General features: G+C 32.8%; 17 protein-coding genes and 2 pseudogenes. 5 read left to right on the top strand and 14 right to left on the bottom strand.

The window, feature by feature from the left end:
* Window positions 1-1071: 1071 nt before the first annotated feature.
* Window positions 1072-2457: a MucBP domain-containing protein gene (locus tag IGI67_RS16610; RefSeq protein WP_429958439.1), complete on the top strand. Its 1386-nt coding sequence runs from the start codon at window positions 1072-1074 to the stop codon at window positions 2455-2457.
* A 201-nt stretch (window positions 2458-2658) separates the two neighbouring features.
* On the opposite strand, the pseudogene IGI67_RS16605 reads toward IGI67_RS16610, so the two are convergent.
* The 10 genes and pseudogenes from IGI67_RS16605 to IGI67_RS16560 all read right to left on the bottom strand — a co-directional run bounded on the left by IGI67_RS16605 (window position 2659) and on the right by IGI67_RS16560 (window position 20370).
* Window positions 2659-3880: pseudogene (locus IGI67_RS16605) on the bottom strand (helix-turn-helix domain-containing protein).
* 915 nt (window positions 3881-4795) lie between these two features.
* On the bottom strand, window positions 4796-4963 hold the full coding sequence (locus IGI67_RS16600) for a DUF3789 domain-containing protein (protein ID WP_429958438.1): 168 nt from the start codon (window positions 4961-4963) through the stop codon (window positions 4796-4798).
* 224 nt (window positions 4964-5187) lie between these two features.
* Window positions 5188-5883, bottom strand: coding sequence for a winged helix-turn-helix domain-containing protein (locus tag IGI67_RS16595; protein ID WP_429958437.1), 696 nt, complete (start codon window positions 5881-5883; stop codon window positions 5188-5190).
* A 516-nt stretch (window positions 5884-6399) separates the two neighbouring features.
* Window positions 6400-7827, bottom strand: coding sequence for a helix-turn-helix domain-containing protein (locus IGI67_RS16590; protein WP_429958436.1), 1428 nt, complete (start codon window positions 7825-7827; stop codon window positions 6400-6402).
* A complete protein-coding gene (locus tag IGI67_RS16585) occupies window positions 7821-8384 on the bottom strand; it encodes a bacterial Ig-like domain-containing protein (protein WP_429958435.1) in 564 nt (187 codons plus the stop codon). Before IGI67_RS16585 ends, IGI67_RS16590 begins: the two co-directional genes overlap by 7 nt.
* Window positions 8385-8464: 80 nt before the next feature.
* On the bottom strand, window positions 8465-15004 hold the full coding sequence (locus IGI67_RS16580) for a bacterial Ig-like domain-containing protein (RefSeq protein WP_429958434.1): 6540 nt from the start codon (window positions 15002-15004) through the stop codon (window positions 8465-8467).
* Window positions 15005-15036: 32 nt separating this feature from the next.
* Entirely contained in the window at window positions 15037-15387 is a 351-nt protein-coding gene (locus IGI67_RS16575; RefSeq protein WP_429958433.1) for a hypothetical protein, read from the bottom strand.
* A gap of 30 nt (window positions 15388-15417) precedes the next feature.
* Window positions 15418-16047 (bottom strand): helix-turn-helix domain-containing protein, encoded by a 630-nt coding sequence (locus IGI67_RS16570; RefSeq protein ID WP_429958432.1) that lies wholly within the window; start codon window positions 16045-16047, stop codon window positions 15418-15420.
* A gap of 970 nt (window positions 16048-17017) precedes the next feature.
* Window positions 17018-17384: pseudogene (tnpA, locus tag IGI67_RS16565) on the bottom strand (IS200/IS605 family transposase).
* A 1516-nt stretch (window positions 17385-18900) separates the two neighbouring features.
* A complete protein-coding gene (locus IGI67_RS16560; RefSeq protein ID WP_429958431.1) occupies window positions 18901-20370 on the bottom strand; it encodes a helix-turn-helix domain-containing protein in 1470 nt (489 codons plus the stop codon).
* Window positions 20371-20651: 281 nt separating this feature from the next.
* Here IGI67_RS16560 and IGI67_RS16555 point away from each other — a divergent pair, with 281 nt between their 5' ends.
* Together IGI67_RS16555 and IGI67_RS16550 are read left to right on the top strand one after the other, a co-directional pair.
* Window positions 20652-21947 carry a nucleotide sugar dehydrogenase gene (locus IGI67_RS16555; protein WP_429958430.1) on the top strand — a complete coding sequence of 432 codons (1296 nt, stop codon included), beginning with the start codon at window positions 20652-20654 and terminating at the stop codon, window positions 21945-21947.
* A gap of 236 nt (window positions 21948-22183) precedes the next feature.
* On the top strand, window positions 22184-23398 hold the full coding sequence (locus IGI67_RS16550) for a glycosyltransferase (RefSeq protein WP_429958657.1): 1215 nt from the start codon (window positions 22184-22186) through the stop codon (window positions 23396-23398).
* Window positions 23399-23565: 167 nt separating this feature from the next.
* Here IGI67_RS16550 and IGI67_RS16545 read toward each other — a convergent pair whose 3' ends face one another.
* Entirely contained in the window at window positions 23566-23937 is a 372-nt protein-coding gene (locus IGI67_RS16545; protein ID WP_429958429.1) for a DUF7006 family protein, read from the bottom strand.
* Window positions 23938-24574: 637 nt separating this feature from the next.
* Here IGI67_RS16545 and IGI67_RS16540 point away from each other — a divergent pair.
* The gene (locus IGI67_RS16540; protein ID WP_429958428.1) at window positions 24575-24997 is read left to right on the top strand and encodes a hypothetical protein; all 423 of its coding nucleotides are present in this window, start codon (window positions 24575-24577) and stop codon (window positions 24995-24997) included.
* Entirely contained in the window at window positions 24987-25442 is a 456-nt protein-coding gene (locus IGI67_RS16535) for a MarR family winged helix-turn-helix transcriptional regulator (RefSeq protein ID WP_429958427.1), read from the top strand. The genes IGI67_RS16540 and IGI67_RS16535 overlap by 11 nt, the downstream gene beginning before the upstream one ends.
* Before the next feature lie 190 nt (window positions 25443-25632).
* Here the strand turns inward: IGI67_RS16535 and IGI67_RS16530 are convergent, their stop codons facing one another.
* The 3 genes from IGI67_RS16530 to IGI67_RS16520 all read right to left on the bottom strand — a co-directional run bounded on the left by IGI67_RS16530 (window position 25633) and on the right by IGI67_RS16520 (window position 26936).
* Window positions 25633-26160 carry a PadR family transcriptional regulator gene (locus IGI67_RS16530; RefSeq protein ID WP_429958426.1) on the bottom strand — a complete coding sequence of 176 codons (528 nt, stop codon included), beginning with the start codon at window positions 26158-26160 and terminating at the stop codon, window positions 25633-25635.
* Between the two features lie 2 nt (window positions 26161-26162).
* Window positions 26163-26513, bottom strand: coding sequence for a VOC family protein (locus tag IGI67_RS16525; protein ID WP_429958425.1), 351 nt, complete (start codon window positions 26511-26513; stop codon window positions 26163-26165).
* Between the two features lie 186 nt (window positions 26514-26699).
* Window positions 26700-26936 carry a hypothetical protein gene (locus IGI67_RS16520; RefSeq protein ID WP_429958424.1) on the bottom strand — a complete coding sequence of 79 codons (237 nt, stop codon included), beginning with the start codon at window positions 26934-26936 and terminating at the stop codon, window positions 26700-26702.
* Window positions 26937-26976: the final 40 nt, after the last annotated feature.

Genomic DNA, 26976 nt, shown 5'->3' with positions numbered 1-26976 from the left:
GTCTACTGTCAATAATTTGCTTAAATAGATTAAAAAGGCATTTATTCTGGAAATATATTTGTGAGAAACGATTCTCTATTAATTGGCTTGTTCTAGTTTAAAGAAAATGAAATCACTTCAATTAACATTCTATTATTTACGCATTTTATTTATTAATTATATATCGTTATCACAGTATGAATTAGTCATTTTTTTATTTCTACAAAAAATATATTAAGGATTTAATAGTTAATATTTTTTTTACTTTCCATATAACTTTGCTCCCCGGTACAGAGCCCTATATCCTAGATTTTTCTGATTATTATCTAATATTTCAGCGGAAGATAATGTGTTGACATTCTTATTTTAATTTAATATTATATCCTCATAGACTTTCACTTGACGTACTGATACAAAAAATGATATCAATTTAATGATTCAATAATTTTTTCGAGAGCCCGACGCTTATGACGCAGAGCCGCCAATTAGGATTTTAATTCTGATTGGTGGCTCTTTCTATTAATCTTTTTTGAGAAAAAATTTAATAATTAGCTTTTGTTAAAAAAAATTGGAATTAGATTTTTATTTATTTTGATAGTGGTATTGTCACTACAAAATTGACAACTACTTTTTCAATTCCGACTATGTAACAGTCTACAAAAATTATATGTTTTCAAAAAAGGACTCAGTAGCTTCGAATCATAAGTCTGATTCTTTTGAATCATTTAAGTAATCATATCCCAGTATCTTTAAATATCTTAACGAACATCTATATTCTTTATCTGAGGATGTTTTTTTGAAAAAGTACGTATTCAATTTCAAACGAATGTTTAAGTAATTAAAATTGTAGAGCTTCACCTGTTAAAGTAGTGAGTTTTTCTCTCGTTTAAAGATCTTTGTAGTTATATTGTCCTTGAATTTCTTGTTACAAGCTCAGAAAAGTGAAATTTTAAAGATGGTTTTCGAAATAGTTACGATTTTTTAAAGAAACAAGTATTTTCGTAATAATTTGTGATATTTTTCGTGTCATTGATTCTAGTTACATTCAAAACAAATTATGAACACAATTACTATAATTTAGGAGGAAAAAATATGTACAAAAAAATGAGTAGGGTCAAGTTAATCATTTCATGTTTAATAATCATGGTTCCACTTCTATTAACTAGCCATGCGAGTGCTATTGATGTAGGTGCTGGTATTGAAGTCGGAGGGCCTCCACAGGGTTTCGTAAAGAAGGAGGTACAAAACGTTTCTTCCGTTGACGGGATGAATCGAGTAGGTGATACCTTAGAGTACTCCATTACGTTAAGCAATGACGGCCCTTTTTCAACGTGGAAGGACGTTAATTTAATTGACACACTACCCACTGGGATCGATTTTTTTACTGAATTCGGTGTTATCATAGACGGAGTCGCTTCGACATATCAATATGAGCCAAGTACTCGAGAGTTAACTATCCCAATCGGAGATCTTGCTGGAGATGATGAGACATTAGAAGGTGTGGTCTCATATAAAGATATTGTTGTTGTTAAATTGAGAGCCACAATCAATCAAACTGCTTCTAATACAACAATTACAAACCATGTATTAGCTGAAGGTAAAAACTCTCAAGCCGAAGCTCAAGATTCTGGTCTACTTGTTGAATCATTAACAAAAATTGGTGCTCCTGTAACTGTTCACTATCTAGATGAGAACTTGGTTCCATTAACGAATTCCATCACACTTAATGGGAATATCGATTCTCCATTTGAAGTTGAGCAAAAAGTATTCAACGGTTATGAACTAGAAAGAGTAGAAGGTCCTCTTAGTGGAGTATTTAAGAACGAACCACAGTCTACTACCTTTTATTATAAAAAAATTGCTGCGGAATCGTCTTCCGTTATTGTAAAGTATGTCGATGATTATGGATCATCTTTATCAGATGACATTGAATTAATTGGAGAAGTCGGCACTTCCTATAAAACAAGTAAGAAAGAATTTGAGGGTTACACTTTGAAGGAAATTATCGGTGACGAATCTGGTATCTTCACAGTTAACGAACAGACTGTCAAATTCGTCTATTCTAAGAATAGCTCTTCCTTGGTCATAGTTAAATACAGTGATGAAAAAGGAAACTCTATTTCAGATGACGTCCAATTAGTCGGGAATATCGGTGACCCCTACAAAACACAACCAAAGGAAATAGAAGGATATAAATTGAAAGACATTCAAGGTAATACCGAAGGAGTACTCGCTAAAGATAAGATAACTATAAATTATATCTACGCAAAAACTGGTAAAACAACAACTGATTTGATATCGAATAGGATATATCCAAAATCGTCATATCCTACTTCTATATCTTCAGTTGACAAATCAAATTATAAATCTTTACCTAAAACGGGAAGTAAAAGCAGCATTCATATAACCTTAGCCGGTCTAACATTTCTTTTTTCTGCCTTGTTCATCTTTTTATCAAAACGGAAAAAGGCAGAATAACTTAGAATTAATTATGATATTAAATTGAATGAAAGAAGTTCTTTTTTATCCGTGGGATTAAAGAAGAACTTCTTTTACTCTCCATTCCTTTTGAATCCCGCAAAGGTCGTAAAGCCATATCAATTTGATTGATTTTTTACTTAAAACAACTCAACCATGTGTCAAAGGCAGTTCCTTTTTTTTGTTTGTTAAGCTGGGTAATTATGCCGCTTTCTGTGCGGCTTTTCGAAATTGAACAGGGCTTTTCCAGTTCAATTTCTGTTTCATCCGGTGAGTGTTGTAGTAATAGATATAGTCATCGATCGCCGTTTTTAGTTCATCAAAACTGTGATAGGTTTACTCATGAAAGATTTCTTGTTTTAGAAGACTGAAGAAATTCTCCATGATTGCCAAGGCATTCGGCTTCTCTGAAATGCGGTACGAAAGAATCTCGCTATTATACATGCCCATGAACGGGTCTAGGTATAACTTTCTTTGTCGGATCACACCTTTGGTATCTATTTCAACATACTTGAATTCTGTTGTATCGGTCGTAATTTTTTGATGACAAATATTCGTGTAAAAATGACGGCGAATTCGGTGTTTCGCCACTTTGCCAACCTTTCCTCGGTAAGAGCTGTAACGACGTGATTTTCGTGTGTAGGAACGGACTTCGATCCCTAGTTTTCGAATCAAACGTTGAACTTTCTTTTTATTGACATGAAAGCCTCGATTTTTTAGTTCGTTGGTCATTCGTAAACAGCCATAATCTTTGTGTTCTTTACGAATACGAAGCATTTCGGCTTCGATTCCTTGATCGGGATTTTCTCTGTCAAATCGTTTTTGCCAGTACGTAAACGTCGCTTTAGGAAAGTTCAACGTCTCAAGAAGCTCAACTAATTTGAATGATCCTCGGAGGCTGTTGATGATTCGTGCGATTGATTCGTTCGTCTTTGTTGGGCTTCCTGTTTTCGCAGCTTCCTCAGCTCTTTTAAAAAGGCATTCTCAATTTGAAGGGAACGCACTTGTTTTTCTAATTCTTTAATATTGAACGCTTCTTTTTCTGTTCTTTTTTCTCAGCCAAGGCGGATGGACATCCTTTCGTTTTTGAGAGTCCATCGATACCATCATCCCGAAATTTTCTCATCCAATTGGCAATGAGAGACGGATTATTCATTTTAAGTACACTGGCAATTTCACGATAAGACAGCTCACTAGTTTGATATAACTCTATCGCATCCAACTTAAATTGAACAGAATAATTCGCATTTTTACGTTTTCTGAGAAGACCCTCTTCGCCAAATTCCCGGTAGGAGTTCACCCAATCTAGTATTTGTCTCCTATCCTTAACCGAATATACCTTTGCTAAATAGCTATAACCACCTTTCCCATCTAAATATTCTTGAACTACTTTCAATTTGAATTCAAAACTATATTTAGTCATAAAAAAATACCGACCTCCAAGAGTTAGATTTTGGTCTAACTTTTGGGGGGCGGTTCATTTGATTATTGTGTTTTTTAATACTCCACACCTCTTCATTTATATGACTATTTTGCCACAAGAAAATGTCCAATCACCCAAATGCTGCTGACTTGATCACTCTCAGTATTAAAATGAGTCAGCTTCGATGAACAAATGATCAGTTGGTACTCCCAACAGTTAGCTGGTAACTGTTGGGAGTCCAGCTCTACCCTTTGAGCCATCTCTTTTTAGTATCAGTCCAAAAGTCAATTGAATCAACTAATCCTCAGTTATTTGTCATCACTATCCCATGTTGCTTGAGTAATTTCTTCTTTGATACTAGCTATAAATTTTTCTGAGATGGTAAATCGATAGTAGAAGCCAGTAATTTAGTGATAGCTTACTTCACATATCATTATAGTGTCGCTACTAATCTATACTAACTTGCATATAAGCTTTTCTTTAATCAATACCTGTTTCTAAAATCGTGTCCAAATACGTTCTTATAATATTCTGGATACAACTCTCCACCACATTTTTCGCAATCAAATTGGAGTGCACTCTTAGGATCAAATACCACATTTTCTTCACCCAAAAGTGGAATACTCTAAATGGATAAAAAGATTTCCTCACAATGTCAAAACTTATAATTTCCTTTTGAATCTACGTTCTACACTACACTGTTAAGCCAAGCACCATATCACGATTTCAATAACCTCCGGTTGACAACACAAGAGTTTAATCGTTTCATTTATCAATCAAACAAGAATTACTAGAACTCAGCAGGTACATAACTAAAATGTGTCGAGTTTAGTTTCCTTCAATGGTAACTGGTAATCTTTACATTCACGTTTTGCTTAAAATAGTTTAAAGTATATTTCAACTAGATCACTAAAATCAATCATTACACCGAATTTCTTTTTCATTTTTTTGCAAATTATTTTTTTCTTTTGTGGTGCACTTTAAAATTCTTTCTGAGCCTGCTCCTACTAGTAAAATGCATATTGTAGTAACTCCAATAAATCCACCTAGTAAAAATAATGCTAATCCTAACAGTATACTCATATTTTGCCTCCTAAAAAATTTATCAGTATTTTCAAACTTCCCTATTTTGAATATGCTTCCCGATCCATTCTCTGTTAAAATTATATTTTTACTCTTATTACTAACCATTTACGAATAACTAAGATAGACATTATTGCTCTAATTAAGGTTTGGTGATTATCTGTAGCAATAAAAATACTGGAACTGTGACAACATGCAATTTCAGAAAAATGAAGATATTTACGTTATTCAAAACTATCTCTATCTGGAAAAATGATATGATCATACAATTCATATTCCAAAAGGTATCCTCTTCCCCAAAGAGTTGTAATAGCGCTAGAAGATACACCACTTTCCAGAATTTTACGTCTAATTCTCTTAATTATTGAAGATAGCTGTGACAATGTTGACTCATTTTCTTCTACTTCCCAAATGCTGTTAACCAACTCTTTTCTAGATAGTATTTTCTCGTCAGAATAATGAAGCATCAATAGAACTTTCTTCTCTTTGGAAGATAACCTCAAATCCGAAAATCGTAATTTGTCCCTCTCAGTAGATACACTCTTTTTTTCTTGAAATGGTAACCCACTTAATAACTCTCTAAGATCAATTAAAGAAGATTCAATATGAAATTCAAAATACTTATCCATCATACACTCCCGTTTGTTTTCTTCTTTAATCAACGTATCATTAGAAATCAGCTTACGTATTATTGGTAACTCTAGCTGTTTTAAATTATGTAAGACATTTTTCATTTCAATATTACTGACTGTTTCACTAAAAATGATTCCATCAAAATAGAGACTAATTTCCAATAATTCAGCCCAATTTTTTGTTTTTAATAAACTTTGACTAACAAAAACTTCATGATCTAAAATTTGAATTTTTTTTATAAAAATTGCTTCATTTAACAGATTATTTGTTAATAATAAAATTTTCAATTTACTCTCTCTTCTTTCGATTTAAAATATCTATTTAGAATAGTGCTTTTAGTCTCAAAAACCTTTTCAACTATATTACCTTTTTATTCTTCCAAGTGCTTACAAAACAGATTATTCTAAATATATTTGCTCTATACAGACTCTATGTGTCCATTTTGAAAACCTAACTAAGCAAACATTTCCAACGCTGTAATGATATGCATCATAAACACCGACACTTCTTTTGATACTACTTTTAATCGTTCTACCATCAACTTTATATTCAATGTAAATTCTATAAACTTTCTCCCTTACTGTAGCCACATACATCCGTAATTCTTGCTGTAGCCTCACCATAATTTATCTGAATATATATTAAAATCCGCGAGAAAAAATTATAATCATGGCAACAAAAACAAAAACCCCTAAATAAACTTTTTTTGAATATCGGTCACACTTCTACCTCAATAACCATTTTAAGTTATTAAAAATAAGTCCGTCTTAGTTAAGTATATTATCAATTTTTTCTGGAATTCCTTATTTCTTACTCCTAAATTTATTTGATATAATTTCAATTATTTTCTCTCCAAATCGTTCCCAATCTTTCGCTCGTGGAGGTGTTAACCAAACAATTGTCTTATCAATTGTTTCAGTATTTATCATGTAATCTGAAAGAATTAGATCCGTTTTTGGATTTAAGGAATCCTGAAAATTGAAATTGTAAAAAGAAAACATTTCAATGTTTTCTTTTATAAACGCATTATAGTTAGTTCCATGAGTAAAATTTATAAATACATTTATCTCCTCCCCTAAAGATCGGTATGGAAGTATACTAATAACCGTCAACATTAAGTCAAAAAAAAGTGAGACCTTGTTGAACTTATTCGAGTTATTATCTATACGTTTTTTTGTAAAATTTAGACAAGCATAAAAATATTCTGGAAAATTTTCTTTGAAATATGTCAGATCAATATCTCGCGTCACAATATCGCTAAATGGGTTAATATACCAATAATTGAAAAAGACATCATAGAGTCTCCGCCGTGAAAATTCATCTACATCAACTCCTTCTTTCGTAATCAAATTTAGTTCTTCAAGAAAATTATCCACAAATATATCACATAAAGAAAAATTTCTAAGTATTCCTGCATTCGAGTAATCAATATTTCGTATTGAAGTAATCAATGCAATCATCTCAAAATCTTTATTTTTTTCTTTGACTCCTAATCTAGAAAGCCAGTCAGAAACGCTTTTTTTCAATTTTTTATTTGTGATTTTTATAGGAAATTGGTCTGAATTTGTTAAACTGTTTTCCGCTTTTTTAAATCTGATATTTGATACTAGGATATAGTGTTGAAATAAATTGTTTGTTTTAAAGCCATCCAATACCTCGCTAATTCTAGTTTCTAATTGAAATAGATTAGTCAGAGATGAAAACGTATATATTGATAAATCGTTTTTATATACTTTGTAAAATAGAGATGAGAAAAAGAAACGAATATTTACCTCATTACCGCTTAAATTCCCTTTACTATCCAATTCAAAACCAAAATATTCAAGTTGCTGCTGAACTCTATCGAACAATCTATAAACAGTTGTTCTACTTAAAAAATGTTCATCAGAATACGCTTTTTTGGTCTTAAACTCACCAAAGAAAATACTTTTCAGTAGCTTAAATTCTTCTGATTCAGAAAGATACAATTCTTCTAAAATATTTGAACTAATATATGACTCTTGAAAAAAAGTGATTTCATCTTTATGTATCTTAATGTCAAAGCCACTAGCCATAGGTGATTTTTTAGTATCTTCGTTTAATTCATCTACTAATTGTTTGATTAAATAATTTGTGAATCCGAAAATGTTCTCTATCTCCACTATTTTTATTGATGTACCAAAGTACTTCTCAAAATAACGAAATAAATCAAGTTTGTTTTTTTCCCGCTCACTAATCAGTTTATCTAACATTTGTCAACTCTCCTCTGACCAAACAATAGAGTTCCTGATAAATAATAGGCTCTCAATTCAAAACAATATTGCCCCTTTCCATCATCTGTTTTCGGTTCCATTTTATCTCCATCATTTTCAAACAAGTCTTTATTCAAAATGACTGGCACTGATTGATGTCTTATCTGAACTAGTTTCTGCCTGTTTTCTAATTTTTGCTGTGAGGAGTCTTCAACAGTAACAATTGCGAAAGCAATGTGGTCCTGATATTCAAATTTAACTTCGTAAATACCTGGAATCCGTGTATCAATATCTGAACTTACTCGCAAATCTTCGAGATTTAACTTATGACCATCTCTATCGAAGGCTTCTATAAAGTTGTCCCTTTTATCCCATTTATCATTTGTATGTAACTTCATATCACGAACAACAATTTTTGAAAGATCCTTTTTCACAATTACTCTAGTACGTTCTTCTCTCTTATCAGTAATAGCCAGTGAAATTGGCGACTTGATTTCTAACGAGGTAATTAAAAATGAAAGTACCATAATTGTTTTAATAAACTCATTTTTTTTCATACATATTTCTTATCCCTTCGTTGGAAAAAGCAGTGTCATTTTTTAGACACTGCTCAAATCACTGATTTTCAACTAAAATCTTAGCCGCGTTTTCGTTTTCTTCTAATCCATGCTATCAATCCAGTAATGCTGATTAATGATGTTCCTGAAATAATTGGAATGATTGAGCTTTTTTCCCCTGTTTTTGGGTAAATCTTATTTGCTGATGTAGTAGTACGATATGAATTTGGTGAAGAATGAGTACCTGTTAATGTTGACTGGCTTCTTGTACTATTCCCTTCATTCTTAGACAGATCATTACCAGTCTTCTTCTTTGGTAACTCCTTTTTTTCAACTACTTTTACTTGTGCTACTGCATCTAATTTATTCTTCTGCTCAGTTCCACCCGCTCTACTTATCTTTTCTTTTGTCTCTAATGAATAGGTCACATCATAAGAACCGACTTTACTGGTGTCAACTTCTCCAGTAACAGTCAGATCACTTAAGTTGAGTTGCTTACCATAGCGATCGGTTGCGGATACAAAGTTATCTTTTTCTTCCCATTTTTCTCCGACATAGATCACGGTATCTTTTACGGTGATACTGGATTTGTCCTTTAAGACAATGACTTTTGCAACTTGCTTCATACTTCCTTGGCTAAAGACTAATTCATAGGTTCCTGCTTTTTTGGTATCGACATGCTCACTGCCAAGAACCTTCACATCCTTAAATACTACTTCTTTACCATCTTTGGTTGTCGCATTTACAAAATTATCCTCTACAGTCCATGCGTCTCCTTCATAAATTGTGATGTCTTTAACCACCAATGTTTCCTGATCTTTAACGACATGAATCGTTGCCTTTGCTTCTTTTTTGCCATATTTATAGATAACATCATAAGCGCCCACTTTTTCTGTCATTACTTCAGTTGCCTTCGGCGACGTTATTTGATCAAACCCTACTGCTGCTCCTGTTTTATCAGTGGCACCTACAAAATTATCTTCGGGATTCCACTTATTTCCAACATATATAGTAGAATCTTTCACACGTATACTCGTCTGATTCTCTAATACAGTCACTTGCCCAATGACTTTTTGATCACCATACTCATAAACAACTTCATACATACCAATTTTTGTTGAATCCACAAGTTCAGAATCACTAACTTTGACGGCTGAGAAGTCCACTTTCCGACCGTTTTTCTCTGTAGCACTTACAAAGTTATCTTGTGCCTTCCATTCATCTCCTTCATAGATAGTCACATTTTTGACAGTCAATGTTTCTTGATTTTTTACTACATGGACGATCGCTTTTGTTTCTTTGCCATTATAGGTATAAACGATTTCGTAATCGCCTACCTTTTCGGGATCAACTGCATCAGTTGATGGAGCTGTAATCTGACTGAAATCTATTATTTGACCTGTTTTATCAGTAGCTCTTACAAAGTTATCCTCTGGATTCCAACTTCCACCTTGATAAATCGTCGAATCTTTAGCTACGATGCTTGTTTGGTTTTTCAGAACAATAACTTTTCCAATAGCCTCTTGTTCGCCGTATTTGTAAGTAACTTCATAAGTTCCTGCTTTTGTCGTATTGACGAATGGCTCACCAGAAACTTGAATATCTTTAAATGCTACGACAACACCATCTTTTGTTGTTGCATTGACGAAATTATCCGATGCTTGCCACACTTCACCCTCATAGATGGTTACATCTTTAACGGTTAATGTTTCTTGATTGGCTACAACATGAACCGTTACTTTTGTTTCTTTTCCATTATACTTATAGACAATCTCATAATCGCCTACTTTTGATGTATCTACTGCTCCCGCAGCTGGAGGAGTGATCTGGCTGAATTCTACTGCAGCACCTGTCTTATCTGTCGCACTCACGAAATTATCCGTAGGTGACCATTTACTTCCTTGATAAATCGTTGAGTCTTTCGCTAGAATACTCGTTTGATTTTTCAAGACAGTCACTTTGCCATCCATACTCTGTTCACCATAGGCATACGTTACTGTGTACTCACCTATCTTATTCACATCCACCTTGTCAACGTTCGTCACGATGATATCTTTGAATGCGACTACTGCACCATCTTTTGTTGTCGCATGAACAAAGTTATCTTCCGATTTCCAACTGTCTCCTTCATAGATCGTAACATCCTTGATCGTCAATGTCTCTTGATTAGCTACAACATGGACCGTTACCTTCGCTTCTTTCCCATTAAAGCTATAGATTACTTCGTAATCACCTACTTTATTGACATTCACTGCTGAATTTGCTGGTCCTGTCACCTGACTAAAGTCAACCTTAGTACCATCTTTATCAGTAGCACTTACGTAGTTATCCTCTGGATTCCAACTTCCACCTTGATAGATCGTTGAATCTTTTGCTACAATGCTTGTTTGATTTTTCAAAACAATGACTTTCCCAATAATCTCTTGTTCACCATATTTATAAGTAACTGAATAGGTTCCTTCTTTAGATGTATCTACTGAAGCAGCACCTGTTACTTGCACTTTTGAAAAATCAACATTTTTTCCATCTTTATCTGTTGCTGAAACAAAATTGTCCTTGGTTGTCCATGATTCGCCCTCGTAAATCGTCACGTCTTTCACCGTCAATGTTTCTTGACTTGCTACGACACGAATGGTTGCTTGAACAGTTTTACCGTTATAGCTGTAGTCCACTTTGTAATCACCAATTTTTGAAGTATCAACATCTCCTGCTTTTGGCGATTGTATCTTGTCAAAACTTACAGCTTTCCCGTCTTCATCTTTGGCAGAAACAAAATTATCTTCGGGATTCCAAGTATCTCCGACATAAATAGTTGAGTCCTTTACATCAATTTCCGTTTGATCAAGTTTCCAAATAGCATAAAGTGTGACATTACCATTAATTTTGTCAGTCAGATTTTTCACAGCTGCTTGATCCTTATATTCAACTGTTCCTGAAGTTTTTGTCGACCATCCATTAAAAAGATACCCTTCCTTGACAAATGAATTTTCGGGTAATGATTTTTCTACATCATAAGTCATGGATAAATCATTCATCGTTCCCGTTCCATTATTTGCATCAAAGGAAATCTTATACTCATTTGCTTTCCAAACCGCATAAACAGTTTTATCTGAAGTAAAACTAATTCTTGTTCCGTCTTTAAAATCTGCTTGTGTACCTACGTTTGAATTACTCCACCCAACGAATGTATAGCCTTTTCTCTTTGGTTCTTGGATTTCCGATAGTTTTACTTTATCTCCAAAATTATATTCTTTTTTCACTTCATTAGGCTTATCGCTGAAATTCTCATTAAAACTAATAGTGATTGGTTTAGCTTTCCAAACGGCCTTCATATCAATCGTCGTTTTAGGGCTGTTATTGGTGAAATCAACGTTATCACCTGGATGATATTCTGCCGATTCATCTTCTGAGTCTACCCATTTTACGAACTCATATCCTGCTAGTGTTGGAACATCCTCCGGAATCGTCACGCTACCTTTTCCGTCAACATCTAGTAACTCTCCTTGGTTATCAGGCATATTTGAAGCATGCTCTACGCCTTCGGCCAAATATTCTGGTAAATTTTCTCCAAAATTGATCTGTGCCACTTCCGTACTAAAGACGATCGAGTCACTTTTCGTATTCAACGTAGTACCTGAACCTTCCTCTTTTGCGGAATATTGAAATTGATTAATAGCTTTTTGATTATCCGCATTTGGTATTAAGAAATCCATTACAGTATCTAACGTACTGTTAGGGCCCACCACTTTACTCCCAAAATCAATGAAAATAGCCGTAGCGTCTGATATATCTGCTGGTTTTGAAGTTGTGAATCCATAAGAAGCTAGTTTTGCGGCGTCCCAGTCCTGCAAATTTGTCTCATAGCTTGGCAAATCTGAAACTGGTTTCGTTGTATAATACACTGTTGCACCATCCACACTTTGTAATCCATCAAAAGCCACATTTCCAGTTGAACCACGTCCATCTGATGAAGACGGTAAGATATTATATAAACGAACACTACTAAAGTTCGTGTTTCCCGAGTTTTGAATTGAGGCTTTCATTTGAGGAGAGCCACCTTTATCTACTGCAAAATTCGTAATGTTCGACCAGCTATCACTCGCCTCTTTTCTTCCAGCAGTTTCCCCATTTAACTTAGTCGCATAGACAACATTTAAGGGTGAATTTCCTGTATCGAATCCAGAATATGAATTTGGAACAGCGTTATCGTATCCCATCTTAGTAGCTAAATCATCAGGTAAGTTGTTTGTAGGCCTAGTTCGTTGTACAAATAAAGGATCATTATGAGAAGCAGTTGTGGCGGCTATTGGATAAGAACCAACAGTTGCCCCTTGTTTTACTCTAAAAGTAACTGGGATACTAAATGATAGGTAAGAATTATTCCGATACCCAATATTGTTAGCATTAAACTTATAGTAATTGTAGTTATCATCTGACGAAACTAATGCTACTTTAACAGATTCAGTATAGGTTTTATTATTCTTCTCATCCACGAAGTCCTTATATTCATGAGGCTTTTGAATCTCTAATACTTTAGGCACAGCCACGACTACTTCAGGATTCGCCCAATTCCCTAATGCTCCATTTTCGTTATAACCTTTCACTGCATAGTTAACAATTTCTCCAGGTTTTTTATCCGTAGCATTACCACTAACAAATTGTGCACGTGCCTCGGTCGATTGTCCAGGAGTATAGTATACTGCGCCTGTATTTTGTTCAATTTTAGTCGGTTTAGGAGGTTGGTTGTTGGTTTCGTCATCGTAATACTTAGTCGCTCCCATAGTAACTGGACTCGTTTGATTCATGGGGATATCTGTACCATCAGGCCATTTGTTATTGGGCCAATTTTTAGCTGAGTACCATACACCAATGCCATTTAAAGCAGTGAAATGCCCTTCTGTTGAACCATCCGTTCCCATTGGCGTAACATGAATTTCATCAATATATTCATTCCCGCCTAATGATGGAAGATCTGCATCGAATACCCCTGTTTTTGGTATACTTACAACTTCACGAGTATCGTTTGTCAGTGCATTTTTGATGATGAATTTAACACGATAATATGTTTGAGGTACATCTGCTGTTTGAGTCCATCCGTTTACTTTAAAACTATTAAAATTTAGCTTTTTAGATCCTATTTCCTTTTGATAAATAACAAAGTCAGAATTTACTACATCACGTTTCCCAATATTTCTAAAAGTCCAATCATAACCAAACTTAGATAACCCAAAAGTCGTCAATGTATTGGATGTACTTGAAGGAAGGGATAAATTAACAGATACAGGATTTCCCGCATTATTTTGGTGATTTTTGTTTCCAATAAAAATATCCCAATCCTGTTGTTCTACTTTGGTATAATTATTAACACCTTCAACTAATTTTTCTGCACCATTTATTTTAGTATAAATCATCCCATAGGTAATATGGAAAGTATCCCCAACAGAGATAGAAGTTGGTAGTGTAAATGACGGTTCCGCATATCTATAATTCTGATTAGGATTTCCTTGGCTATTCCATGAATTAAAAGTGTTACTATCATCTGCTAGGCTTCTATAATATCTCGTATATCCCACAGGAATAGTGTCATCATCCGCATTAGTAAACTCTTGATTATTAAAATAATTCACTTCACCATTAGACATAATTGTTCCTGTAGGTACTTCTACAAACACTCGATTGTTTTTGGTGCCATCCAATAACGAGTATAAATTATATCTGTTGTACAAATTTAAAATTACATCTATTGATCCTGAAACGTAATTTGGAGTTTTCGGATTACTTCTATTGTTATTTACACTAAACCCATCCACTGCACTAGTCTTGATGCTCTTGGCATCTGACTCATTAAGTGTTGCTCCTTCAATGTCTTTAACAATAGTTTTTAAATTGTTCCAAATGATTTGATCTTTCGGGATTTTAGCACTATAGTCTTGATTGAACTTGAATCGTAAATTCAACGTTTCAACAGTTGTTGTCGTCTTTTTTAAATGAATGACTAACTTGTTTTCGTCCTTATTCTCTTCATAGGATTCTACGATAGAAGCAGCTGCAGGGGCATCAGGTTCTATCAAACTAAATATTGGATCTGTCATTGTAAAGTTCTTAAAAACATGGTTATCACTACTAGGAGTAAAATCATATGGGATTTCTATAGCTATTCCTTCCAAATTTGCCTGACTAATGGAAACAGCTACAGAAACTGTCAGTTCCGTCGGTCCGACTTTCGTTATAGGGTCGATATATGTTTGAAAGGTCGTAGGTACATTGACTGTTGCAGTTACTGCGTTTTGACTGGCTACAATTTTTTTAGTATCTTCTTTAAGTTCTTCACTTTCAGTATCTGAAGTTTTCTCTGTCAATGTCTCCTCTTTCGAGTCTGATGATTTTGAATCCTCAGTAACACTATTCTCTTGTGTATCTTCGGTTTCTATTGATTCTGAAGTATATTCTTCAGAATCAAGTATTTTAGAATCAACTGCTGATTCCAAATTTTTCTTTGCACTTCCTACATCAACCTGATCTACCAATTCCACTTGGTCTGTTGCTGTTACTGTTGCGGGAAGAACTATATTTGATGCTAAAATCGCAGTACTAATCACCGCTATTGATTTCTTTTTCATCGATTCATCTCCTTAATTTCTCACATATTATGTTACGCCGTTGCGACTAACGCTTCTCGTAATTCTGTAATTGTTTGTTTTGTTTTCATTTGTCTATAAGGTAAATTAGTTGAACTATCAACATCATTATTGATTTCTTCCACCTCTCGTAAAACACTACATTTTGATTGGCTAAATTTTATTGCAACACGCTCAGCTTCTCTATTCGACACGGTTCTGCTAATAATACATACATCGAAAATTTCTATCGATTGGTTGCTTTCAAAATCCAAATAGTACTGAAGTTGTTTAGATGTGATAAATACTTCATGCCCTAAAAATTGAAGCATTAATTGTGTTTCCTCCTCTACCAGAACATTATTGGTTAAAATGATAACACGCATAAAATCAGTCCTTTCTTGAGATAACTCCAATTATTTCTCATCTTCAAAATCACAATAATACCCTTTACCCCAAACCGTTTTTATAACTAGGTTGTTATTAGTATTTGAAATTTTCCTATTGATTCTTTTGACAATTGAAGACAATTGAGATAAATTTGAACTTAAGTTTCCTTCTCTCCAAATTAGTTCACATACCTCATGTCTAGAGAAAATAGTTTTCATGTTGGATGACAGCAAGGTAAAAACTTTTTCTTCATTTCTGCTCAACTTCAAATTATTCTTTGTCTCATAAAAAATTTTATGTTGTAGAGTTTCACATAAGCATTCAACTTTTCCATTCAGTACTTCCAAAGAATCACCTTCACGGAAAATAATTGGTTCCTCCTTTAATCTGGTTTCTTTTGTAGTTAAAGAATGTTCAGTTTCCTCACTCTTAAAACCAACTCTAATTCCCCTCTGAAAAAACTTATTAATTATTATTTCAGAATATCCTTTAGAAACTGTATTACTGATGATACAACCATCAAATTTTAGTTCATTTGCTTTCTCCATATCATTTACTAGACTTTTTGAAACAAAAATTTCATGCCCTAGTTGTTGAAACGCAGATTGTAATTTTTCTTCAACTAAAATATTTTCTGTGAGTAATAAAAGTTCCATATAACCCCCACCTTTTTATATATATAAGCACACAACTATTTCACCAAAAAATATAGTTTTTTTTACGAGAAACAAAAACATCGCTTATTACTTTTATAATATATTATTTATAATTTATCGCGTGTCTTTTCTTTTAGAATTACTCATAAATTTTGGACACTCTTGAACTGTACCTTTAAAAACCAAATTGTGGAAATGTAAGACTTGTTTTTAAATTTCTAGAAAACAACCTATCATTAAAAGCAATATTAATACTACTTTTAATTGATTTACCATAATCCCACAACAAATAATTCTTTGTTGGACTATCTGCTGTATTTAAGAATGAATGTAGTCTTTATCACAAATTTTTTTCTGATGTTTTACTATTAGAAGCAATTAAGTTATCGGTAATAAAGGTGCAAACATTAAATATCATTAAATTATAATATCACTATTAAAAAGTAATTTAGCATTCATTATTTTATCTCGCAAAAAAATAATTTGAATATATATTTCTGATAGAAAATGTCACACTAAAAAAGATCATCTGAGATAGTATGAGTTTCTTTTCCAAGTATGGGATATACCATACTTGGGAGAGAAACTACCTTGTCAGATAATCCTATTATTTTTTTGATTCTTAGATAATTATTTGTATCAGAAATTGTAAGTTATTGTTACTCAATCTCCACATATCTCAAATTCACTTATAGAAACTGCATCTATCGGATAATACATCAGAACGATTTGTTTTCCTTACCCATATTGTCAATAATTGAATCAGCATAATTGATCACATGTGTAACACAGTGTATAAGTAAGAGTAACACATCCACCCGTGAGAACGGGTGGATTTTTAACACCTCTAGAAGGAATCACTACTCACCTGCTAGCTTTCTAAAAGACCACCAACCGCTCTTTGCTCGCTACTTTATTTCTTTTTCTTCATTTTGAGTAGATCAACGTATTCTCGTTTACTTATACTATCTCAGATTCGATCATCTGATTCTTGCTCTTGTATATATTTTTCAATTATTTTCTGATTCAGACCGACTGTGCTCATGTAATAACCTTTTGACCAGAGATTCTTATTTCCATATTAATAGACTAAGTTTCCATGCTGCTCATAGATAAGCGTCGCACTCATTACTTTCAAGTAGCCCATGAACTGCGAGATACTTACTTTTGGAGGTACTTTTACCAACATGTGAATATGATCTGGCATTGCGTACGCATCGATTATTTCTACCTCTTTCATCTCACAGAGCTTCCGCAAAATTCCTCCAATATCTTTTCTTAATTTCCCATAGACTACTTTTCTTCTATATTTCTGGGGTGAAAACTATGTGATACATATAATTTCACCTAGGTCGAGTAGGAGACTTTCACCCCAAGCCTCTCACAGAACCGAACGTGATAGTCTCCCATCATACAGCTCTTATTATCAGTTCACTGGTATATAGCCCATTTTCCAATGATAAGCTACTTTTTGATATCCTTCCTAGTAATATCTGTGCTTTATTTAATCCATTATTGGCCGATTTTCGCGTTCTTCTTAACTATCTTGTCAATGTTAGATTCACATAATTGATTTTTTTCCTAATTGCTTCACTCTTATGAACTTCATGAAATAGTTCATCAATCCTCAAATAATGGGATTCAGAATCTCCGCCAAACAAATGAGCGAAGAGTTCCAGTAAATCGGTTGACAAAATTACAGGTTTTGTTTTCAACCAGATTAGATAAAGCTGATATTATACATCTGACTCGCCACAATTTAACAATTTTGTATGAAACTCTCAAATTTTGAATGTTCAAATAATGAACCTTCAGCACTAAAATAGTTGTACTTCTTTTGTATAAAAATCTGACAATATATCATTGCACAGCCTAAATATTCACAAATAAAAAATCTTAATACTGCCTTTATTTCTCCATATTTTTAAACTTTGGAGAATGAATAAGTATTTTTATTGCTAATATTTAAGATGAAGCTTATTCGGCAAAACCATTAAAAAACACTAATTATGAAACAGTATCTAACATAATACGTTTACGTAGCCTTTTATAAACTGTAAAATACACTTTGTATAAGGAGGTTATTGGACTTGAAAAATAAAAACGAAATTTCTTTTTTTCTTTCTCTTAGCCTTTTTTCGATCATAATAGCTTTTCAAATGAACTTACTTATTCTTTCCATCGGGTTTATTTTTTTGACTGCTGCAATATTTCAAATGCGAAAGCCTGATTAGATTACTTTTTAACAGATTCTGTTAGCTGTTTATCATACCATATTGTTGGATTATTAATTCATTCCTTTTGTAACTAAAAGGGCAATACAATAAGTTTTCATCCGCCATTTTAATGTCGTATGTTTATTAATATAATTTACAATATATTTCCGATTTGAGTAGGTTCTAAACTAATTGAGTATAATTTTTCTAAGTGAAAATCAATGATTAGCCTTTTTAAAAGCTATGCAAGCAAAGTTTTGTCGTAAACATTCTATTTAGTATTCTAGAAATGAATGTACACTGAAAAGATAAAAGATTTTCATCCTTAAGCAAAAATAAGAATATGAACTACAAACTTTCATCAGAACCCACTTTTATTTTCATTCAATGAGACATGCATAACATTTTGTAGTTACTAAATTACCTTTTAGTATCTTACTTCTTCATATGCAGTTGAAATATTTCCCCTCATCAAGTGCGTTCGATTGTCTAATTACAACAAGAAAGCAATTATTATACTTCTAACTTTCTTGTTGTAAACGGTGATGCCCCAGGGATCTTTTTATTTTCTGGTCCCCTTTTAAAAATCATCTGTGTTTATTTTTCAAAAAAACATTGGATTTTCAAATTATTTTTATTACTGACCTGCTTCATTTTCTTTATCTATTGTTTTTAAATTCTCACTGAGCATTAATAGATCATTTTTATTTAGACTTGGCCTAATAACTAAAGATTTTTGCCCTTTAACTAAAATATTCCTATCAAATGGAAGAGTGGAAATAACTAATTGTGCTTTTCTGAAATCAGACGTAAACTCAATTTTGTAATAATCCTTATAGGTATTCCGAATAACTTGTTTTAAATAGTTACTGAAGGTTATTGATACATCAGTTGATATAAATAATAATATTTTTTCTGAACTCTGAATAAAGCGTTCTAATGGAAATATGGATAAACAAATAATAAGTGCAGGATATCTCATTAAACTATATCTTTCTATATCATCATCACCACTGATAAAACTATCCCAAGTTCTTTCGAACCTTTCCCAGTAATGCGGATAATTCAGTTGAAAATCATCTAGACTGACAATATGGTGAGTATCACTATCTTTTCCGTCATTATACTCAAAGAAGAATGATGATAACGAATACTTGATAAATCTTTTTCCCAGTTTTTTTTCATCTTCAGCATTCAATATTGAAAAATTTTCTTCACTACATTTAAGAAAAGCTTTCGAGTGTGTTTCAACATCCCTCAAGACCTCTGAATGGCATACACTGTTCATACTCAAATCGAAATCATAAATATCAGAATTGAACATTGTGATCACGAGCATTTTCCAATCTAAGTCAGGCCAATTTGCAACAAACTCAGGTTTTTTGGGAAAATCGAAATCATTAATGATACGCATTTGAGTCTCGGACAATAACAAGTCTTTTTTCTTTGAAATAGCATTAGAGTAAATGAAAACCCAAAAAGATAGTATCTCTATTTTTAATGGATCAGAAACCGATCTAAGGTATTTGAGTATCTCTTTTGAGGTATAGATATAATTTGATAGTTTGTACCCCAATGAGATATTAGAAAACTGTCGATTCGTACTCCAGAGGAATACATAAGAAAACAAACGCACCTTTAACTCATCAGATTTAAATTGTACTTTTTCAGAGCATGAGATATAAACACCATATTCCTTGATTTCTTGATTAATTAAACGGACTTTCCGTTGAAGAGTTGACTCACTTACATTTAATTCTTGGCAGATATCAACACTTATTACAGATCTTTTTTCAATTAATATATTGATCAAATTATAAGCAAAGTCTTGTGAAAATATAGTTTGAAATATACTTTGTAAATTTGTAGAATATCTTATCAATTGGTAATAACCCTTTTTGGGATTTATCAGTCTCATCGAATAATGTGAATCAGTATACGCTTCACTGATCAAATCAGATATCTCTTTTAAGGTTTTCAAAATTGTGACGGAGTTGCTATATCCTAATACTTCTTTTATCTCTTCCACAGAAACAGGATGATCGAACGAATCAATTACCTCCAATACATCTCTTTGTAAAAGAGTTCGATATTCCAGTCCAAACATATATATCACTCCTCTTTTTATCATATACTATAGGGTTCATCACTATTCTTGCAAGTAATTAAGCCTATTCAAATTTAAGTACTCCAAACATTATTCAGTATTTTCATTAATATTTTTTTTTCAGAAAAAAAATAATGAATATAAATCCACCTGATATTGTTATATTTTAGTTTATAGATTCTGTTGCTACCGTCATGTGAATCACTTCATATGTCAGTTTCAGCTTTTTCTTAGACATCTAGATATTAACATATCTAATAGAAATAGAAAGGAAGCGATTTATGAAAAATCATTTTCAATACTTAAAAGAAAAAATAGGCAATAAATCTGCAAAGATAGCTGTCATTGGATTAGGTTACGTTGGCCTTCCCCACGCTATTCATTACTCAGAGGAAGGGTACAGTGTATTAGGGATAGATAAACAAATATCAAAGGTTGAATCCTTGAGGAACGGACTGAGCTATGTCGATGATATTTCTGATAGTTCAGTTAGTAATTTCATTTTAAGTAATGAAATTTCATCAGGGTACCAAGGTATTGAAAATTCAGATATTATATTTATCGATGTACCAACACCTATTGATAACTCCAATAATCCTGATTTGACTGCATTAGCTTCTTCCACAAAAAGTATATTTGAAAAGCTTTTACCAGGAAAACTAATCATTTTAGAAAGTACCAGTTATCCTAAAACGACATATGATTACCTAATTAGACCCTTGATCGAAAAAGGTTTTTCTATAGGAGAAGATGTCTTTGTCGCCTTTTCCCCAGAACGAATTGATCCTGGAAATAGAAGTTTTTCTATCAAGGATACGCCAAAATTAGTAGGTGGGTATACTACGAAGTGTACCGAAATAGCGTCAAAAATAATTGGAAAAACCGCTATTCCTGTCAGTTCTCCTGAAGTTGCGGAACTTGCCAAATTATATGAGAATACATTTCGCTTTATAAATATCGGCTTAGCAGATGAACTGAGTAAGATTTGTCAAACACTAAAAATTAATACACGAGAAGTTTTGGATGCAGCTGAAACAAAGCCTTTTGGATTTATGCGTTTTAATCCTGCAGTAAAAATTGGAGGACATTGTATTGGTGTTGATCCTTACTATCTCCAATGGTATATGAAGAAGAACAGCATGGATTCCGATTTGATTGATACAGTAAGAAAAATTGATCAATCTATGCTTACTTCTTGTACCGATCGGATTATGGATATTTTAGTTAAAAGACGTATCCCAATTTTTGATTCTAAAATTGCTTTTCTTGGTGTAACTTACAAAAAAAATATTTCTGATACCCGTCTATCAGTCGTTCCAGAATTATTACATAATTTAGAAAAGTATCATGCTTCCATCGATTTATTTGATGATCATGTTTCTGAAATAAAAATAGATGATGGCTACAGGAAGGTCGCATCGGTCAACTATAAAAAACTGAGTAACTACGATCTAGTAGTTGTTTTGGTTGATCATGATTATGTAGAATACGAACAAGTCTTAAGTGAATCTAAAGCCGTTCTTGATACAAAATACATCTTCGCTTCACCTATTTCGGAAAAATATTACTGTTTATAGATAAGGAGGCTTTTCTGATTAAAAATTTTGGGATTTTTTCTTTAGTAGTTCTAACCATTATACTCACTTTAATTGTGGTAAATCTTGTCAGTCCTAATAAGTTAGCTAGGAAGGACGGCCCTCCTTTCTCTTTTTTACGACCAAATGCAACTGGTCGTAATGTCTATGTTTTAGCGACATTCATATTAGTAGGTGTTTGTTATTATCAGCTGGTATCTTTTGATAATAATCGATTGATGTGGGTATATCCAGTGGTGTTTCTCTCTTTTATTTGGAACAACTTCCTATTAGTTTCTTCTTTTCAATACAAACCATTTTCTCTAGATGAAACTAGCAATAGTAAAGAATTGAAAACTGTTGTTGTTATCCCCGTCTACAATGAAGATAAAATAATGTTTAAAAAAATGTTGAGCAGTTTGGACTCTCAAACACAAAAACCAGATGTTGTTTATATTATTGAGGATGGTTCCGCAAAGGAAAACAGTGTCGAAGATATTGTTCGGCAATGGAAAAAAAGTGTTTCTTTCAAGGTTAAGTACAAATACATTGTTAACAGTGGAAAACGAGTGGCTCAAAGCAAAGCATTCTATGAATACCAAGATCAAGTTGACATATTTATAACAATGGATAGTGATACTGTTTTGGACAAAAATGCGATTTACGAGGGCTGCATTCCATTTCAAGATTCAGAAATCATGTCAGTCGCTGGTTTGTTACTATCAGAAAACAGGACAACCTTAATTTCGAAATTGTTAAGTATAAGCTTTCCCGTTTCTTTTACAAATGGACGTGCGAGTGCATCAGTATACGATGCAGTCAGTGTAAGTTGCGGTGGTTTAGCTTTATATAGAAATATAGTAGTGAAACAATTCCTAGACCATTATTTAAATCAAATTGTCTTTGGTCAACGAGCAATGTTTGGTGATGACCGAATGTTAACTCACTATGCATCTTTATTAGGAAAAACCGTCTATCAGGAAACCGCGATTGGATATACGCTAATGCCTGAAAATCTTAGTCATTTGACCAGACAAAGGGTGCGTTGGTGGAAGAGTTTTTGGTGGGGTGGAATGTTTATTATTCGTTACCATAGTTTCAAACATATGATCTGGTGGTTTATTACAATGCAATATGTTACTCAACTTTTATATTTCTTGGTGTTTCCATTTGTATCAATAGTATATCCTTTACAAACAGGAAAATTTCCTTGGGTGATTCTTCTCTATATGATTATCCTAGGTTATTTACGAGGAAGTCGACTATTGGGCATAAAGGACAGTTCGGGAAAGCATTACATTTCTATCAAGGAATTTCTTGTTTTTACGCCATTATCTACATTGTTTAACATCTACTTAGGGACGATCTTATCCTATTATGGGTTCTTTATGATGACAAGAGTACAAGGTTGGGGGACCAGACAAAAAGTAGAGGTTGGTATTGAAAAAGAGTGATAGTATGTCTGATTATATCCAATTTCACACTTTCTAATTGAGTCATTCTTCTAATTAAAAGGAAGAAATCCCTACTATTCATTTTATTGAATGAATAATAGGGATTCTTTTTTTGGGCAAACAGCTTACTTCCACTGTACATATACATGTATTAGCGAATTAGTATATCAGATAAAGATTAAAGGTTTTGGTGTGCGACCAAACTCAGGAATCTCTACCATCTCATTGTAATAATCTTTGTAATCCGCTTCAGCCATCTCAATTATCTTGTTTTCCGTACAATGGTGGTATTTATCATCCAACCAGAAAAAGAAAAGAATTTGCAGCTTCGCATCCAAGAGAAGTAGATGGTGCATGCTAGAAAGGCAATTACCTTCATTTATGCTATTTGATACTGAAATGAATTCTTGTTTTATCGACCTGTAGTACTGCAGAAGTTTTGATTTAGAATATTTTTCTCTATTAGTTCTTATTTCATTTTCATAGTTTCTAAAATACACTTCAACTTCCTTGCTAGGAATTTCTTGTTTCTCTTCCATGTCCTCATCCCTTCTAAAAAAATAATTTATTACGTTTCATCTAAACTAGAATACTCAAAAATTATTTTTGCTGTTTGTAGCGGTCCCAAAAATATATTTTTTAGTATCTACTAATTTTACGCTATAATTTCAAGCACCTACATTCAACTTCTTTTTTATTAAGAAAATAAATTAATGAAAGACAAGCTTTATCTCAGTCAAAAATACATAAGTAAGTGTCAGAATACATTCTTATCCAATTTAAGAAAATAGTAATAGAGCAGAAAGCCGAGAGTGAAACGGCGCCCCTTAGGTCGACGTTTTACTCTCGGCTTTCCAACACTCTTCGCCAAGTACGTTTTAAGATCATTCGAATGCTAATTTCTCTAATTTACCTTCTAATTGAATTTGCCACAGCTTTTCTTTCTCTATGTTTCTAATTCTGTCGCTGGATATTTTAGTGAATGATTAATAATTCTTTGGTATACCAGTCAATCTTCGCCAGCTAGCTTTTGGACATCAGCGTAATCAAATAGTAGTGTGAATGTCGACGAAGGAAATGCTTCTTTTCTTACTATTTTCTGTACATATAGAAAACATTTGACAATTTTTGTAATTACACTTATTATAAGTGTAATTACAAAAAGGAGCGTGCTATATGAAATTTAGTTTTGAAATTAAAGCAAGGACAACAAGTGAAAAAATCTGGTCATTATATGAAGATGTCAATAAGTGGTTCACTTGGGAAGATGACCTAGAAGAGATTTCACTTTCTGGAGATTTTGTTCACGGAACCAGTGGTATTATGAAGCTTACTGATCAACCAGCAATGGATTTTGAATTGGTTACTGTAATCCCTAATAAAGAGTTTACAGATAAGACTTCTATTCCTGGTGTTGGCGATATTTATTTCATTCACCAATTGATTCAAAATGACAACTGTGTATTCATTAAACATGCGGTAGAATTTGTTCCAACGGATAGAGAAACAACTGTTGAAGATAGCCAATTTGTCTCCCAAATTTTTTCTGATGTTCCAGCTTCGGTATTCTCATTGGTAAGAGCTGCAAATGAATTATAATTTCCATTCTAAATTCAAAGATAATTCTGAAGTTTCAATAGGTCTTTCATTTGTTAAAGTCTATAATCTATGGCACAAGCAAATCAAAGATCAATTAAACAGTATTGAATTAACACATCCACAATTTATAGTGTTAGCATCATTAGGTTATATTAGCCAGAAAAAAGACGAAGTTAACCAAGTTGATATATCTAAAAAATCGAATATAGATGTTATGACTGTTTCTACGATTGTTAGAAACTTAGAAAAGGCGGAATTAGTAAACCGTAAAAATTCTACAAAAGATACGAGAGCCAAATCTATAGCACTAACTGAATTTGGTCAAAAAAAATTAGCTGAAGCTTTACCACTTGTCGAAAAAGTGGATCATGATTTTTTTGCTAGTCTAGGAAAAGATAGAGATGATTTTAATAGATTGCTTCTTCAATTAATAAACAGCGTATAAATTTTAATTTAAAGCAGCAAGTTAAGGATCGGAAAAATTTCCGATCCTTTTGCCATTTAACAATTAGAAAATACGCCATTTAAATCTAAAAGTGACACACAAGGGATAGAGCTACTTTAAGGAATATAACACATTCGAATTGTGTTACATTTGCTAAATCCAATTATCCAATAAGAAAGACAATGTCTTTTTAATTTTGATTTTCGTTTATTTCAATTGAATAATCTGTAAGCCATTTTGCAAACTCATTCAGCATTAACTTTTGCTGCTGAAATATCTTCTTTGCGTGAAACGGTAAATCTTTTTTTAATAAGTTTCCTTCTAATTCATTAAGGTTCTCTTGTGTTCTAATTAACATTTTGTTTAGAAAAATTTCTTGCTGCTCGACTTCCAACAAGTCAAATGTTGCAAATACAATATTTGAATCTAAAAGCACATTTAGAGGCTTTTCAGAAATTTCATTGACTCCTTTAATATAGGATTCACGGCCAATATCAGTAATAAAATATACTTCCTTTTCTCTTAAAGCATCAACCCTTACTTTAACAGAATGTAAATAACCTTTTTTAGTCAAAGCAATTACTTTTTTGAAGATTGATTGATCGCTGATTTTGACCCATCTTTTCAAATTTCTATATTCTATGTTTTTTTTTATCTCATAAGCGCTCATTTCTTTTTGGTAAATAAGGCCCAATAATAACGTTTCAACATTCGTCATGTCTAATCTACCGAATAGTCAGTTATGCCAAGTCGATTACCTGATGGGTCTTCAAATTCTACCGATACACCGGTTCCTATTTTGAATGGTTCACTTAAAAATGTGATTCCTTCAGTTTTCAATCGCTGATACTCTTTGTACGTATCATCCACAACAAACCAAATTGTAGATTTTTGATCTGGAAATTTTGAAACATCTTTTAAAATTATTGCTGGTTCTTCATTTTTTAAAGAAAATGCTACCATACCTCTATCAGAGAAATTGAATTTCTCGTTCAATCCTATTTTTTCATAAAAATCCTTTGATTCCCGCAAATTAGTTGTTGGTAAAAAAAAGTTATCGAAATTATTCATAATCAGCCTCCCTTGATATACTATATATTAGTATACAATATATCAAAAAGTTGTAAAGACTCAACGGTAGAACTTAGAAAGCTCCTCCGACCTACCCTATCAATCAATACTCCTAATAATTTTAATTAGAATAGCAGCATACTTATTTCGTATGCTGCTTCACTGTTTTAGTGTGACACAATTGGATTATGTTACATTCATTATTTTAGTTTTTCGATCGTCCGTTCTCGTCTGGAAAGCTATTGAAAGAGAATAATCTCCTTTGTAATCACTTTCGCAGTCATGATAAACACCTGCTATTTTTTGTTCTTTAGCTTGTGTAACTAAAGATTCATTCTTTTTCCATAAACCTGCTATTTTTTCTTGAACATTATCATCAGTAAAATTGTTCGTTCTAATCGTACTAGAAAATATATATTTCACTTTTAAAACCTCCGCTTCTATAGTATGACCTAATCATATT

This window comes from Enterococcus sp. AZ196 (assembly GCF_050498845.1).
GTDB lineage: Bacteria > Bacillota > Bacilli > Lactobacillales > Enterococcaceae > Enterococcus_A > Enterococcus_A murrayae.
The sequence above is the reverse complement of the archived record's forward strand: the minus strand, read 5'-3'. Positions and strand labels throughout refer to the sequence as shown.

Bases quoted from the DNA above. Each gene is read 5' to 3' on its own strand.
- IGI67_RS16570 (WP_429958432.1), bottom strand. From the start codon at position 16,047: ATGGAACTTTTATTACTCACAGAAAATATTTTAGTTGAAGAAAAATTA.
- IGI67_RS16585 (WP_429958435.1), bottom strand. From the start codon at position 8,384: ATGAAAAAAAATGAGTTTATTAAAACAATTATGGTACTTTCATTTTTA.
- IGI67_RS16560 (WP_429958431.1), bottom strand. From the start codon at position 20,370: ATGTTTGGACTGGAATATCGAACTCTTTTACAAAGAGATGTATTGGAG.
- IGI67_RS16610 (WP_429958439.1), top strand. From the start codon at position 1,072: ATGTACAAAAAAATGAGTAGGGTCAAGTTAATCATTTCATGTTTAATA.
- IGI67_RS16540 (WP_429958428.1), top strand. From the start codon at position 24,575: ATGAAATTTAGTTTTGAAATTAAAGCAAGGACAACAAGTGAAAAAATC.
- IGI67_RS16555 (WP_429958430.1), top strand. From the start codon at position 20,652: ATGAAAAATCATTTTCAATACTTAAAAGAAAAAATAGGCAATAAATCT.
- IGI67_RS16545 (WP_429958429.1), bottom strand. From the start codon at position 23,937: ATGGAAGAGAAACAAGAAATTCCTAGCAAGGAAGTTGAAGTGTATTTT.
- IGI67_RS16590 (WP_429958436.1), bottom strand. From the start codon at position 7,827: ATGTTAGATAAACTGATTAGTGAGCGGGAAAAAAACAAACTTGATTTA.
- IGI67_RS16530 (WP_429958426.1), bottom strand. From the start codon at position 26,160: ATGACGAATGTTGAAACGTTATTATTGGGCCTTATTTACCAAAAAGAA.
- IGI67_RS16600 (WP_429958438.1), bottom strand. From the start codon at position 4,963: ATGAGTATACTGTTAGGATTAGCATTATTTTTACTAGGTGGATTTATT.
- IGI67_RS16575 (WP_429958433.1), bottom strand. From the start codon at position 15,387: ATGCGTGTTATCATTTTAACCAATAATGTTCTGGTAGAGGAGGAAACA.
- IGI67_RS16550 (WP_429958657.1), top strand. From the start codon at position 22,184: ATGTGGGTATATCCAGTGGTGTTTCTCTCTTTTATTTGGAACAACTTC.
- IGI67_RS16535 (WP_429958427.1), top strand. From the start codon at position 24,987: ATGAATTATAATTTCCATTCTAAATTCAAAGATAATTCTGAAGTTTCA.
- IGI67_RS16580 (WP_429958434.1), bottom strand. From the start codon at position 15,004: ATGAAAAAGAAATCAATAGCGGTGATTAGTACTGCGATTTTAGCATCA.
- IGI67_RS16525 (WP_429958425.1), bottom strand. From the start codon at position 26,513: ATGAATAATTTCGATAACTTTTTTTTACCAACAACTAATTTGCGGGAA.